This window comes from Amycolatopsis sp. NPDC089917 (assembly GCF_040684635.1).
In the GTDB taxonomy this organism is placed as follows: domain Bacteria; phylum Actinomycetota; class Actinomycetes; order Mycobacteriales; family Pseudonocardiaceae; genus Amycolatopsis.
In genome coordinates, this window is record NZ_JBFBGL010000035.1 from 47265 (window position 1) to 61036 (window position 13772).

Here is a 13772-nt window from a genome sequence, read left to right on the forward strand (position 1 = left end):
GTTCAAGACGTTTTTCGTCCTGAACGACCCTTTCCTGACACGCGACTAGCGGAACGCGGCCAGATGCGCCCGCGCCCAGTCGGCGAACGGCCGCGGCTCCCGTCCGGTCAGGTCCTGGACGGCACCCGTGACCACGGAGTCGTCGAACTCGCCCTCGGCGAAGAAGCGGAAGAAGGCGTCGACGTACTTCTCCGGCATCTCCGCGCTCATCGTCGCCCTGGCCTCGGCGTCCGGCAGCGGCTCCAGCCGTAACTTCCGCCCCAGCAGTTCGCTCAGCACGCGAAGCCGGTCGGCGGGCCGGAGCGAACCCGGACCGGTGATGGCGTACGCGCGGCCCTCGTGTCCCGGCGTGGTCAGGGATTCCGCGGCTACGGCGGCGATGTCGTACGGGTCGATCGTCGCCACCGGCACGTTCGCGAACGGCTCGCGGACGACGTCCCCGGCCTGAAGCTGCGGCACCCATTGCAGCGTGTTGGACATGAACCCGCTCGGCCGCAGGAAGGTCCACGCCAGCTTCGACGCGCGCACCGCCGCTTCGGCCGCCATGTGCGTCCCGGCGACGGCGTTGTCCGGCCGCCCGCCCACGACCGAACGCGACGACAGCAGTGTCACCTGCTCGACGCCCGCGCCGCGCATCACCGTGAGCGCGCCGGGCATGTCGGCGTAGCCGCCGAGCAGGAACACCGCCCGGACACCCTCCAACGCGGTCTTCAGGCTCGTCGGTTCGTTGAGATCGCCCATCACCCCTTCGACGCCGTCGGGCAGCGGCCGCGGTGTGCGGACCAGCGCTCTGACGGGATGTCCGTCTCCGCTCAGGATTCCGGTCAGTTCAGAGCCGACGTTCCCGCCTGCCCCGGTCACCAAGATCATGCAGTTCTCCCCAGTGCGGTGGCCGCCGTCACACCGCGGCCGTCGACGGCAACCCTGCCAGGGAGATCAAGACGGCTCAAGGCGCCTTGGGCACCGCCGGATACGGGACGAAGGTGCTCGTGTTCTCGTCCACGGTCAGCTGCTTGCCGATCGTGGGGAACGCGCGCTGCGAACAAGCCGGGCGTTCGCAGACTTTGCAGCCCATGCCGATCGGGGTGGCCGCGGCGCGGTCGTCGAGGTCGAGCCCGGTCGAATAGATCAGCCGTTTCGCGTGCCGCAGCTCGCAGCCGAGGCCGACGGTGAACGTCTTGCCGGGGCTGCCGTAACCGCCGATGTTGCGCGACACCGTCCGCGCGATCCAGAAGTAGCTCTTGCCGTCGGGCAGGGTCGCGATCTGGGTGAGGATCTTGCCCGGCTGGGTGAACGCCTCGTAGATGTTCCACAGTGGACACGCGCCGCCGACGCGGGAGAAGTGGAAACCGGCCGCGGACTGGCGTTTCGACATGTTCCCGGCCCGGTCGACGCGCACGAACGAGAACGGCACGCCGCGGTTCTTGGGCCGCTGCAACGTCGAGAGCCGGTGGCAGACCGTCTCGAAGCCGACGCCGAAGTGGTCGCACAGCCGCTCGATGTCGTAGCGGAAGCGTTCCGCGCAGGTCAGGAACGGTCCGTAGGGCAGGATCAGCGCGCCCGCGAAGTAGTTCGCGAGCCCGACGCGGGCCAGTGACCGCGCGGCGGGGCCGGAGAACGCCCAGGAGTCGGCGAGTTCGGTGATCAGGTCGTCGTATTCGAGCAGGGCGATCTGCGAAGCCATCCGGAACGCCTGCTGCCCGACCCGCAGGCTCGGCGCCAGCCGCAGCACCCGCGGTCCCGGCTCGTACCGGTGCTGTTCGCCGTTGGCCTCGTCGATGCCCTCGTTCGTGACGTCGACGCCGTAGCGCTGGATCAGCGTCTCCTTCAGCGACGCGAGCACCTGGCCGCGGTGCAGCGGGATGTCCTGAGCCATCCGTTCGGCGCGTTCGTCCAGCTCGGCGACGTAGTTCTCCCGCTCGTAGAAGAAGTCGCGGACCTCTTCGTGCGGCAGCGCGGTGGCAGCGCTGCCGTGCAGGCCGAGGCCGTTCTCCATGGTCAGCGCGGCCGTGTTCTCGACGGCGTTGCGGTAACTGCGATGCAGTTTGACCAGGGCCTGGGCGATCGTCGGCAGGTTCGTGGCGAGGTCGTTGAGCTCGCTGTTCGTGACATCCACGCCGAGCACCTCGTCGAGCAGCGCTTCCTTCACGTCGGCCACCAGCCGCGCGGTGTCGTTGTTCGCGAAGAACTCGGTGTCCACACCGAACGCCTGCGTGATGCGAAGGAGCACCGGGACGGTCAACGGACGCGAGTTGTGCTCGATCTGATTGAGGTAACTGGGTGAGATCTCCAGCACACGAGCGAGATCCGCCTGGCTCATCGACCGGCTTTCGCGCAGATGCCGCAGCTTCGCTCCGGCGAAGGTTTTGTCCACTGAGGCCTCTCTGTCCGCAAGGTTTCCGGGCCTGAACGATTCAGTGAACGGTCAAGCCCGTGGATTTTCGCTCCGCTTGCGAACGCGAGATTCGCAACCTTTGCAAGATGCTACGGAAGCTTCGCAGAAATTGGCAAATTGGAGCCCTGGATCGGATTTCCCCTGTCGTGTCAGGGTCGAATCAGGAAAGGCGATCACTCGCAAACTTCGCAACACCCGGGAGAATCCGATGACTCAGCACGCGCAGCAGCTGGAGCAGGCGGCCGCCGAACTGGCCAAGCAGTGGGAGACCGACCCCCGCTGGGCGGGCGTGAAGCGTTCGTACTCCGCGGCTGACGTGGTCAAGCTGCGCGGCAGTGTGGTCGAAGAGCACACGCTCGCCCGCCGCGGTGCGGAGAAGCTGTGGGACCTCCTGCACAACGAGGACTACGTCCACTCGCTGGGCGCCCTGACCGGCAACCAGGCGGTGCAGCAGGTCCGCGCCGGCCTCAAGGCCATCTACCTGTCCGGCTGGCAGGTCGCCGCCGACGCGAACCTCTCCGGCCAGACCTACCCGGACCAGAGCCTCTACCCGGCCAACTCGGTGCCCGCCGTCGTCCGCCGCATCAACAACGCGCTGGGCCGCGCCGACCAGATCAACTGGGCCGAGGGCAACACCGACATCGACTGGTACGCCCCGATCGTCGCCGACGCCGAGGCAGGCTTCGGTGGCCCGCTCAACGCCTTCGAGCTGATGAAGGGCATGATCGCCGCCGGCGCCGCGGGTGTGCACTGGGAGGACCAGCTCGCTTCCGAGAAGAAGTGTGGTCACCTCGGCGGCAAGGTGCTGATCCCGACCAAGCAGCACGAGCGCACGCTGAACGCCGCCCGCCTCGCCGCGGACGTGCTGAACGTGCCGTCGCTGATCGTCGCCCGCACCGACGCCCAGGCCGCCACGCTGATCACCAGCGACGTCGACGAGCGTGACCGCAAGTACGTCACCGGCGAGCGCACCGCCGAGGGCTTCTACAACGTCACCAACGGCATCGACCCCTGCATCGACCGCGGTCTGGCCTACGCCGAGTACGCCGACCTGCTGTGGATGGAGACCTCCAAGCCGGACCTCGAGGTCGCCCGCCAGTTCGCCGAGGCGATCAAGGCCAAGTACCCGAACCAGATGCTGGCCTACAACTGCTCGCCGTCGTTCAACTGGAAGAAGCACCTGGACGACGCGACGATCGCGAAGTTCCAGCGCGAACTCGGCCACATGGGCTACAAGTTCCAGTTCATCACCCTGGCCGGCTTCCACGCCCTGAACTACTCGATGTTCGACCTGGCGCACGGTTACGCCCGCGAGGGCATGACCGCCTACGTCGACCTGCAGGAGCGCGAGTTCGCTTCGGAGGACCGCGGTTACACCGCCACGAAGCACCAGCGCGAGGTCGGCACCGGCTGGTTCGACAACGTCGCGACCGCGCTGAACCCGGAGAGCTCGACCACCGCGCTCGCCGGTTCCACCGAGGCCGAGCAGTTCTGATCCCTCGCAAGTAGGTGACAGGTGGCGGTCTTTCGACCCCGGAGGACCGCCACCTCCCTTTCCCCACTCTCTCTTTCGCGAAGCCAGCGGAGGCACACCATGGTTGAGAAGCTGAACTACCGGATCGACGTCTGCGGACCTGCCGGTGACCGGTTCGACGAGATCCTCACCCCGGCCGCGCTGGACTTCGTGGCCAAACTGGACAACGCGTTCGCCGGACGCCGTCGCGAGCTGCTCGACGCCCGCCGTCTGCGCCGCGAGAAGCTGCAGTCCGGCGAGGAGCCGCTGGGCTTCCTGCCCGAGACGCACGCCGTCCGCGACGACAGCAGCTGGTCGGTCGCCCCGGTCGCGCCCGGTCTCGAAGACCGCCGCGTCGAGATCACCGGCCCGACCGACCGCAAGATGACGGTCAACGCCCTCAACTCCGGCGCGAAGGTCTGGCTCGCCGACTTCGAGGACGCGACCTCACCGACCTGGCACAACGTCATCGACGGCCAGCTCAACCTGTTCGACGCGATCCGCCGCAACATCGACTTCACCACCGAGGCGGGCAAGCGCTACACGATCGGCGACGAGCCCGCGACGATCGTCGCCCGCCCCCGCGGCTGGCACCTGGTGGAGAAGCACATCCGCATCGACGGCCGCCCGGTTTCGGCGAGCCTGGTCGACTTCGGCCTCTACTTCTTCCACAACGCGCGCCAGCTGCTGGCCCGCGGCAGCGGCCCGTACTTCTACCTGCCGAAGCTGGAGAACCACCTCGAAGCGCGGCTGTGGAACGACGTCTTCCTGCTGGCGCAACGGGAACTCGGCATCCCGCGCGGCACGATCCGGGCGACCGTGCTGATCGAGACGATCACCGCCGCGTTCGAGATGGAGGAGATCCTCTACGAACTGCGCGAGCACATCGCCGGGCTGAACGCCGGCCGCTGGGACTACATCTTCAGCGTCATCAAGAACTTCTCCTCGCACGGCGCGGACTTCGTGCTCCCGGACCGCGCGCAGGTGACGATGACCGTCCCGTTCATGCGGGCCTACACCGAACTGCTGGTGAGCACCTGCCACAAGCGCGGGGCGCACGCGATCGGCGGCATGGCCGCGTTCATCCCGAGCAAGGACCCGGAGATCAACGCGACCGCGCTCCAGAAGGTGCGCCAGGACAAGGAACGCGAGGCGAACGACGGCTTCGACGGCTCGTGGGTCGCGCACCCCGGTCTCGTGCCGGTCTGCCGCGAGGTGTTCGACGAGGCGCTCGGCGGCTGGCCGAACCAGCTCGGCAAGCTCCGCGAGGACGTCGTCGTCACCGCCGAGGACCTGCTCGACGTCGCCAGCGCCGGCGGTGAGGTCACCGAAGCCGGTGTCCGCGCCAACATCAACGTCGCGCTGCGCTACATCGACGCCTGGCTGCGCGGCACCGGCGCGGCGGCCATCCACAACCTGATGGAGGACGCCGCCACCGCCGAGATCGCCCGCTGCCAGGTGTGGCAGTGGATCCGCAACGGCACGAAGCTCGAAGACGGCACCGCGCTCACCCGCGAACTCGCCGTGTCCTATTTGGACGAAGAGCTGGCGTCGGTGCGTTCCGAACTGGGCGAGGACAACCGGCTCGGCGACGCCTACGAGCTCTTCACCGAGACCGCGCTGGGCGAGAAGCTGCCGAGCTTCCTCACCACCGGCGCGTACGCGCGGTACCTGACCACGCATTGACACAGGCTCCGGCCGCCCCTACCTGACGCGGGGCGGCCGGGTTCCACACCGGTTTGGGACGGTGTGGCCCAACGGGTCCGGCGGCGGAGGCTCCCCGCCGCCGGACCCGCTTCACGCGCGCGCTCTTCCGGTAGCGCTGTCGGGCGTGCGTTCCGTGGTCCGTGAAGGCCTCCTTGAGGGACCCAGGGTCCCTCAAGGAGGCCTTCACGGACTTGGCGCACACTCACGGGACCGGACGAAGCGGTCACGGATGGCGAATAGGTAGCGGTACCTAGTGATACCCCCGTTGTTTCGGCGGCGGGTCGCGCGGATGCTCGGCGCCGGGTGGGAATTCCGCCTGTTTCCCCGAGGAGCCACCATGAAGAAGCAGTTGAGAAGCGTCTTGGCCGCGGCCTTCGCAGTCCTCGCCGTCGTCCTCGCCGCACCGGCCTTGTCCGCCTCGGCGACGGTCGCGGCCCAGCCGGACTGCGTCCGCCCCTGCCACTTCTGATCTTCGGCACCTAGAGCAGCCCCGGGGGTCGCGCCCCTCGCGACCCGCGACATTCGTGGAGGGGGGATCCGGTTCCCCCGACGTACCGGTTCCCCCTCCGCCCCTTCATGTACTTCGCAGGCGGGTGAGCCCCACGAGCCCCAGCGCGTTCAGTTCTCTAAACGCGGTTTACGGCTCGAAAGCGTTGCCCGTCGCGATCTTCGGCCGCCCCAGTTCCACCGGCTCCCCGACGCGAGCCCGCCGGTAGACCGCGACCGTCGCTTCCGCGATCCGGCCCCAGTCGAAGTCCGCGGCCAGACGCGACTGCGCGGTCAGCGCCCGCCGGGCGGCGGCGACCTCGTCGTCCAGGACCGCCTCGACGGCGTCCCCGAGAGCGTCGACGTCGCCGGGGCTGAACGCCAGGCCGGTCTCGCCGTCGACGACGACCTCGCCGAGCCCTCCCGCCGTCGACGCCACGAGCGGCGCCTTCGCCGCGGCCGCCTCCAGCGCGACGATCCCGAACGGCTCGTACCGGCTGGGCAGCACGACGGCGTCGGCCGCGGCCAGGATGGCGCGCAATTCGCGGTCGGACAGATGCCCGACGAAGTCCACCGCGCGCCGGACGCGCAGCTTGCGGGCCTGGTCGACCAGTTCCTCCAGATGCCTGCCCTTGCCGGCGACGACCAGCCGGGTGCCGGGTTTGGCGCGGCGGATCCGGGGGAGCGCGGCGAGCAGGTCCTGCACGCCCTTCTCCCACTCCAGCCGTCCGAAGTAGAGCAGCAGCGGCGCGCCGGAGGGGCTGTAGACCTCGCGCGCGTGCGCGACCTCTTCCTCCGGCACCTGCCAGGTGCGTTCCTCGATGCCGTTGTGGATGACGGTGACCGCGTCGCCGTCGACCTCGAACAGATGCGCCACCTCGCGGCGCATGGCCTGCGAACAGGTGATCAGCGCGTCCGAGCGGTTCGCGAGCCACCATTCGACCGAGTGAACCTGCTGGTTCAGCGGATGCGAGAGCCAGCCGGAGTGCCGTCCGGCCTCGGTGGCGTGGATCGTGCCGACCAGCGGGACCCGCGCGGCCTCGGCGATCGCGATCGCGGGATGGGTGACCAGCCAGTCGTGCGCGTGCACGACGTCAAGCTGCCAGCCGCGCAGCAGATCGGTCGCGGCGCGGATCATCGCGTGCCCCATGGCCAGCGTCCACGCGACGAGGTCCCGTTCGAAGGTCACGTGCAGCGGATCCTCGGCGACCCGGATGATCCGCACGCCCTCGACCACGCGATCCGTCCTCGGATGGGTCTCGGCGTCGGTGCCCGCCGTGTGACGGCACAGGACGACCACGTCGTGCCCCTGCCGGGCGAGATGCCGGGCCAGGGCGTGGACGTGGCGTGCGAGTCCGCCGACGACCACGGGTGGGTATTCCCACGACAACATCAGCACGCGCATGGGTGGAGGTTACTCGTGAGTCGGTCGTCACCGGGACCGGGCGATCACCCGCGGCGACGGATCCGGGCGAGGGCGACAGCGACGTCGATCTTTGCCACCATCGGGTCGATGACCTCCTCGGTGAACGCGACCGAACCGGCCTTCAAGCCCGTCGAACCGGTCCTGTCGACCCCGTGGTCCGCGCAGGTCGGACCCGGCAACGCGCTTCCGGAGTACCCGCGCCCCCGGCTGGTCCGCGAACGCTGGCTGAACCTCAACGGCGTCTGGGAGTACGCGGGGGACGGATCGCCCGGCCGGAACGGCTACGGCGAGCGGATCCTGGTGCCGTTCCCGCCGGAGTCGGCGCTTTCCGGAATCGGACGGCACGACGAAACCCTCTGGTACCGCAAGGTTTTCCAGGTCCCGTCCGGCTGGGACGGACAGCGGGTGATGCTCCGCTTCGGCGCCGTCGACCAGTCCGCGACGGTCTGGGTCAACAACCAGGAGGTCGCCGTCCACGAAGGCGGGTACACGGCTTTCAGTGCGGACGTCACCGACGTCCTGCGGCCGTCCGGATCGCAGGAACTGACCGTCCGCGCGGTCGACCGGACCGACGCCTCGACGCATCCCGTCGGCAAGCAGCGGAACGCCCCGGAAGGGATCTTCTACACCGCCGCGTCGGGTATCTGGCAGACCGTCTGGCTGGAGCCGGTGCCACCCGCGCACGTCACGGATCTCGGGCTGATGCCGGATCTCACCGGGGTGACGGTTGTGCCGAAGGTCACAGGTGGCGCCCGGGTGGAAGCGATCGTCAGCGAGCCCGGCGGCGGGGAAGTGGCCCGCGTCGCGGGGGACGCGGGACGGCCGTTGCGCGCGGAGGTGCCTGCGCCGCGCCTGTGGACGCCGGACGCCCCCTATCTCTACGACCTCGAAGTCCGCTTGCTCGACGAGAGCGGCACCGTGCTCGACGTCGTCGAGTCCTACACCGGGCTGCGCACGATCGGGACGGTCGCCGACGCCGAGGGCAGGCCGCGGATCGCGCTCAACGGCCGGATCACCTTTCTGCACGGCCCGCTCGACCAGGGGTACTGGCCGGACGGGATCCACACCGCCCCCACCGACGAGGCACTGCGGTTCGATCTGGAGAAGACCAAGGAACTCGGCTTCAACTTCGTCCGCAAACACGTCAAGGTCGAGCCGGAGCGCTGGTACCACTGGGCGGACAAACTGGGCCTGCTCGTCTGGCAGGACATGCCGTCGCTCACCGTCTCCTTCGACGGCCCGCCCGGGACGGCACCCGATCCGGTGCCCGAAGCGAAGGCGCGGTTCGAAGCCGAACTGGCCGAGATGGTCGAGCAGCTGCGCGGGGTGACCTCGATCGTCGGCTGGGTGCCGTTCAACGAGGGCTGGGGCGAATTCGACACCGCGCGGATCGCCAAGCTGGTGAAGGACCTCGACCCGACCAGGCTCGTCGTCGCGAACAGCGGGGTGAACTGCTGCTTCTCGCGGCCGGACACCGGCGCGGGCGACGTCTACGACGACCACACCTACGTCGGACCCGGGAAACCCGCGGTGAAGGACCACCGGGTGATCGTCGACGGCGAGTACGGCGGCCTCGGCCTGGTCCTCGACGAGCACCGCTGGCCGGGGAAACCGCAGGCGTACGAGATGACGCCGACCTCGGCACGGCTGACCGAGCGCTACGCGGAGGTCAGCGGACATCTCGAACGGATCGTCGCCGGAACCGGCCTTTCCGGCGCGATCTACACCCAGACCACTGACGTCGAGAACGAGGTCAACGGCCTGCTCACCTACGACCGCCGCGTGATGAAGGCGGATCCGTCCGCGGTCTCCGCCCGCAACCGCGCGGTGATCGAGGCGGGTCAGTCCGGCTGAGCCTCCACCGGCCCGCCGGAATCACGGACCCTGACGGGCACCCCGAGCAGATGGGAAGGCAGCTGCCCGGGGTCGTGACCGGGGGTCACCCACACGTCGATCGTGGGTGCCCCCTCGGCCTCACCCTGACCGACCCCGACCACCCCGGGGACGTCGTCGAGCCATCGCGACGCCGTGACGAGCGCGGCGTCGACAGAACCGGACACTTCGTCGGCCACTACGGGTACACCCGGATCCCGAGCGCGGCCTCGACCAGCGTGATCCGGTTGACCACGGTGACCGTCGGCGAACCCGCGAACAGCAGGCCGACGGCCTGGTCGGTGTTCAGCTCCGCCACGATGCTGCCCGAGTCGCCGCCGGCCGACATGTTGGTGGTGAGCAGCTGGTTCGCGAACCGGGCCACCCGGCCGCCGCCGTAGTTGACGTCGACGGTGGCGTTGATGTTGGTGATCCGCCCGGTCGTCCAGTTGGTCGTCCGGCCGGTCTTCTGCACCGGCAGGCCGACCGTCGGCGCCGCGTTGACGCCACGGAGGTCGCCGACCCAGAAGATCCGCCGGTCGAGGTCGTGGAACTGGCCTTCGGCGACGGCCGCGTCGACGAAGTTCAGCGGGACCGGCTGCCCGGGGGTGATGAACTTGATCGGCACGTACCGGCTCAGCCTGGCGATGACGTCGCTGGGGATGACGCCGCCGTCGAACGGGCCCGGCTGCAGGATCGGGTCGCCGATGGCCGCGGCGTTGGTGTTGGCCAGCACGTGGTTGTTGCTCAGGATGTAGTACCGCGGCGGGATGCCGGGCAGCGAAGCGGCGTCGTAGACGGCGGTGCCGTACGTGCCCGCCGTGATCGCGAAGTGGCCGACGCTCAGCCCGCCGAACGCGGGACGGAACCGCCTGGCCAGCGTCAACGGGTCGACGGCTTCGCGGGGAGCCTCGACCTGGCGGGCGGGCTGCTGCACCGGGGCCTCGGCGAGCGACGGGGACGCGCCGTTGGCCTTCGGCGCGGTGACGGTCCGGCCCGCTTGCAGCACGCCGACTTCCTGGACGTCGGTGGGGACCCCGGACAGCTTCGCCGGGACGAGGTCGTCGTCGCGGAGCAGTTCGCTCGGCAGCTTCGTGTCGACCAGGACCGTGATCGCCTTTTCCCCGGTGTCCGTTCCTCCCGACCACTTCGTGCCGAGCGCGACACCCACGACGTTCTGTTTGTCGAGGAGGGCGTTCTCTTCGGCCGCCTGTACCGTCGCCAGTGAGAGGAATTCCTTGGGTAGCATGTTCTTTTCGATCATGTCGGCCACACTTTTCTTGTTTGTCGGCGATGACTAAGTGCGGGCTCGGACGAGATTCCTCTTCCCAGTGTGTGGAGAGCCCCGACGAAAGTCTTCCCCTGGTCGAGGGGTCGCGCCATAGTGCAATCGGGTACACCGATTCACCCGACCATGGCGGGAATTCCCTTGTGTGGCAAGGCTTTGTGATTGATCCACCGGCCATCGCGCGGGCGGGTCAGCCATTCGGGGACTTTGGTCACCGGTTTTCCGGAAAAGGAAACGGGCGGGTTTCCGTCAGATCGTTCCGGAAACCCGCCCGTCCTGTGCCGAATCGCGCGTCAGCCGATCGCCGCGTCGATGGCCCCGGTGATCGTTTCGTCCTCGGGCTCGGTGCGCGGGCGGAATCGGCCCACCACTTCACCGGACGGGGCGACGAGGAACTTCTCGAAGTTCCACTGCACGTCGCCGGCTTCGCCTTCCGCGTCGGCCGCCTTGGTGAGCTCGGCGTAGAGCGGATGCCGCGTTTCCCCGTTGACGTCCAGCTTCGCGAAGAGCGGGAACGAAACCCCGTACGTCGTCGAGCAGAAGGTCTGGATCTCTTCGGCGGTGCCCGGCTCCTGGCCCGCGAACTGGTTGCACGGGAACCCGACGACGGAGAAACCCTTGTCCGCGTAGCGTTCCTGCAACTTCTCCAGTCCGGTGTACTGCGGCGTCAGGCCGCATTTCGAGGCCACGTTCACCACCAGCAGCGTCTTGCCTTCGAGCGCGCCGAGGGTGGTGTCCTCGCCCGCCAGCGTCTTCAGCGGGATGTCGTGGATGCCCATGGATTCCCCTTTCGTCATTTCTTCAGCAGGTCGCGCGCGTCGACGTGACCGAACGGCCCGTCGTCGCGCCGGAACGCGGCCGCCGTCTCCCCGGCCCGCTCGTGCGCGCCGTCGCGGAGCAGCCCGGCGAGCGTGTCGAACCGGTCGGTGTGCGTCTTCGCCCGCCGCCGCGCGTAATCGGCGGCGGAATCCTTGGTGACCATGAACGCCCAGTCGCTCGAAAGCGCCAGCATCGCCTCGGCGACGGCCTGATCGCGGACGGCGTCGCGGGTCGTGGTGTCCATCCCGGCGACGAGGTCGAGCATCCGGTGCTGCAAGGCGGTGTTGTCCCGCACCATGTCGGCGACCTGCTCGCCGTCCCAGACCCGCCAGTCCTTGCCCGAACCCCACGACGACGCCGGGAGGTCGACCTTCCCGCCGAGGTGCCCGGCTTCGAGCGCGCCCTTGAGCGTGGTGACGCGGACGCCCGCCTCGGGCAGCGCGCGCAGGACGCCTTCGAGCCAGGCCGGTCCCTCGTGCCACCAGTGCCCGAACAGTTCCGTGTCGTACGCGGCGACGACGAGCGATTCGCGGCCGTGCTCGGCCTTGAGCGACCGCAGGCGGGAGACGACGGTGTCGACGAAGTCCTGGACGTGGCCGCCCAGGGTGGCCGCCGCCATCGCCGGGTCGTACGGCGCCTTGTCCGGCGGCTCGATGGTCTTGCCGGTCACCCGCGACGGTTTGAGGCCGACCTCGTGCGCCCAGGTGTGGAAGTCGCGATAGGCGGCGTGCCCGGGGTATCCGGCTTTCGGCGACCAGACGCGATAAGTGACTTCGAGGTCGCGGCCGAAGCAGACGACGTCGGAATCGCCGACGGTCCGCGCCGCCGACGTGTCGCCGTGCAGGGACGGCCCGTCGACCATGAACCGCCGGACCCCCGCGGCCGCGTATCCCGTTTCCATGCCGGGCGCGTAACCGCATTCAGGCGCCCAAATGCCTTCGGGACGACGCCCGATCCGCAGCGCGGTGTCGGCCAGGCCGCCGCGCAGCATGAAGTCGCGGACCGCCGGGTCGAGCAGCGGCTGGAACGGATGTGCGAGCGGGCCGCCGAGCAGTTCGATCGTCCCGTTGTCCACAAAGGACCGCAGGATCGGTGAGAAGCCATGCCGCCAGCGGGTTTCGAGTTCTTCCGACGCCTTGACCGCCGTCCGGTACTCGCTCGCGGCGAGGTCGCGCAGCAGCGGGTCGCCGCGCCAGAGCGTGGACGCGTGCCAGGCGCGCAGCTGCCAGTGCCCGAGCCAGTCGTGGAAGGCGTCGATGCAGTACGGGTCGTCGAGCTGGGCGGCGAGGATCGGCGTCATGCCGAGGGTGAGGACGTCCTCGCGGCCTTCGTCGGCGAACCGGCGCAGGAGGTCGACCATCGGCAGGTAGGAATGCGCCCAGGCCTGGTAGAGCCATTCCTCGCCGACCGGCCAGGACCCGTGGTGCGGCAGCCACGGCAGGTGGCTGTGCACGACGAGGCAGAACGTGCCCTCGTACTCGGTCATCGGCGCACCGCCACGGCGACCAGGTCGAGGCTGGCGTCGAGGTCTTCACCGTGGACGGCGAAATCCGCGGCCTGGATACCTTCGACGTCGGCGAGCAGCTCCGCGGGCCAGGTCGCCTGGCCGGGCAGTTGCCCCATGACGACGTCGAGCTGGGCGTCGATGATGGAGCCGCCGTATTTGGCGTCGAGCTTCGCGACGCCTTCGCCGTGGTGGAGGCCGTGCAGGGTCTCGACCTCGAAGCCCGCGTCACGTAGCAATCCGTCCAATTCGGACGGTGCGAGTTCCCTGGTGTGGAACGGGTTGAGCGGGGTGTCGCTGTCCGGGGTGAAGGTCAGCCGGTTGGGGGTGGTGACGATCAGCCGTCCGCCGGGGGAGAGCACGCGCTGGCATTCGGCGAGGAAGGCGGCCTGGTCCCAGAGGTGTTCGATCACCTGGAAGTTGGCGACGACGTCGACCGAGGCGTCCCGCAGCGGCAGGAACACCAGGTTCGCCCTGGCCACGCCGATGCCGGGGTAGCGGCGGGCGACGTGCTCGGTGGTGGGGACGTCGTAGTCGAGCGCGAGCACCCGCTCGGCGACGGTGGCGATGAGCCCGGCGCCGTAGCCCTCACCGCAGCCCGCCTCCAGGACGGTCTTGCCCTCGCACAGCGGCAGGAGCTGTTGATACGCGGCCTCGTGGCGGCGGTACCAGTAATTCTCCTCGGCGATGCCCGGCACGGTGCGTTCACCGGTGAGGTGCAGCGCTTCGGCCCTGGTGGCTGGGGTGGTCACGCCGCGACCC

At 69.1% G+C, this 13772-nt stretch carries 12 protein-coding genes; 4 read left to right on the forward strand and 8 right to left on the reverse strand.

Translation table 11 applies throughout. The features are described from left to right. Window positions 1-45: 45 nt before the first annotated feature. Together AB0N89_RS24785 and AB0N89_RS24790 are read right to left on the reverse strand one after the other, a co-directional pair. Window positions 46-870, reverse strand: coding sequence for an NAD(P)H-binding protein (locus AB0N89_RS24785; RefSeq protein ID WP_364208292.1), 825 nt, complete (start codon window positions 868-870; stop codon window positions 46-48). A 76-nt stretch (window positions 871-946) separates the two neighbouring features. Next, complete coding sequence (locus AB0N89_RS24790; protein WP_364208295.1) at window positions 947-2374, reverse strand: short-chain fatty acyl-CoA regulator family protein; 1428 nt, start codon at window positions 2372-2374, stop codon at window positions 947-949. Window positions 2375-2603: 229 nt separating this feature from the next. On the opposite strand from AB0N89_RS24790, the gene aceA reads away from it, so the two are divergent. The 3 genes from aceA to AB0N89_RS24805 all read left to right on the forward strand — a co-directional run bounded on the left by aceA (window position 2604) and on the right by AB0N89_RS24805 (window position 6084). Beyond that, complete coding sequence (aceA, locus tag AB0N89_RS24795; protein WP_007031644.1) at window positions 2604-3890, forward strand: isocitrate lyase; 1287 nt, start codon at window positions 2604-2606, stop codon at window positions 3888-3890. Window positions 3891-3989: 99 nt separating this feature from the next. Further along, window positions 3990-5594 carry a malate synthase A gene (aceB, locus tag AB0N89_RS24800; RefSeq protein WP_364208299.1) on the forward strand — a complete coding sequence of 535 codons (1605 nt, stop codon included), beginning with the start codon at window positions 3990-3992 and terminating at the stop codon, window positions 5592-5594. Window positions 5595-5952: 358 nt separating this feature from the next. Next, window positions 5953-6084 (forward strand): hypothetical protein, encoded by a 132-nt coding sequence (locus tag AB0N89_RS24805; protein WP_364208302.1) that lies wholly within the window; start codon window positions 5953-5955, stop codon window positions 6082-6084. A 168-nt stretch (window positions 6085-6252) separates the two neighbouring features. On the opposite strand, the gene AB0N89_RS24810 is transcribed toward AB0N89_RS24805, so the two are convergent. Further along, window positions 6253-7506, reverse strand: a complete 1254-nt coding sequence (locus AB0N89_RS24810) for a glycosyltransferase family 4 protein (RefSeq protein WP_364208305.1) — start codon at window positions 7504-7506, stop codon at window positions 6253-6255. Window positions 7507-7614: 108 nt separating this feature from the next. On the opposite strand from AB0N89_RS24810, the gene AB0N89_RS24815 reads away from it, so the two are divergent. Continuing rightward, on the forward strand, window positions 7615-9381 hold the full coding sequence (locus AB0N89_RS24815) for a sugar-binding domain-containing protein (RefSeq protein WP_364208308.1): 1767 nt from the start codon (window positions 7615-7617) through the stop codon (window positions 9379-9381). On the opposite strand, the gene AB0N89_RS24820 is transcribed toward AB0N89_RS24815, so the two are convergent. The 5 genes from AB0N89_RS24820 to AB0N89_RS24840 all read right to left on the reverse strand — a co-directional run bounded on the left by AB0N89_RS24820 (window position 9369) and on the right by AB0N89_RS24840 (window position 13762). Beyond that, window positions 9369-9599 carry a hypothetical protein gene (locus AB0N89_RS24820; protein ID WP_364208311.1) on the reverse strand — a complete coding sequence of 77 codons (231 nt, stop codon included), beginning with the start codon at window positions 9597-9599 and terminating at the stop codon, window positions 9369-9371. The genes AB0N89_RS24815 and AB0N89_RS24820 overlap by 13 nt on opposite strands. After that, window positions 9599-10663 carry a serine protease gene (locus AB0N89_RS24825; protein WP_364208313.1) on the reverse strand — a complete coding sequence of 355 codons (1065 nt, stop codon included), beginning with the start codon at window positions 10661-10663 and terminating at the stop codon, window positions 9599-9601. Before AB0N89_RS24825 ends, AB0N89_RS24820 begins: the two co-directional genes overlap by 1 nt. Before the next feature lie 317 nt (window positions 10664-10980). After that, window positions 10981-11466: a glutathione peroxidase gene (locus AB0N89_RS24830; RefSeq protein ID WP_364208316.1), complete on the reverse strand. Its 486-nt coding sequence runs from the start codon at window positions 11464-11466 to the stop codon at window positions 10981-10983. A 14-nt stretch (window positions 11467-11480) separates the two neighbouring features. Next, window positions 11481-12992 carry a glycoside hydrolase family 57 protein gene (locus tag AB0N89_RS24835; protein WP_364208319.1) on the reverse strand — a complete coding sequence of 504 codons (1512 nt, stop codon included), beginning with the start codon at window positions 12990-12992 and terminating at the stop codon, window positions 11481-11483. Next, window positions 12989-13762: a methyltransferase domain-containing protein gene (locus AB0N89_RS24840; protein ID WP_364208322.1), complete on the reverse strand. Its 774-nt coding sequence runs from the start codon at window positions 13760-13762 to the stop codon at window positions 12989-12991. Before AB0N89_RS24840 ends, AB0N89_RS24835 begins: the two co-directional genes overlap by 4 nt. Between the last annotated feature and the right edge of the window lie 10 nt (window positions 13763-13772).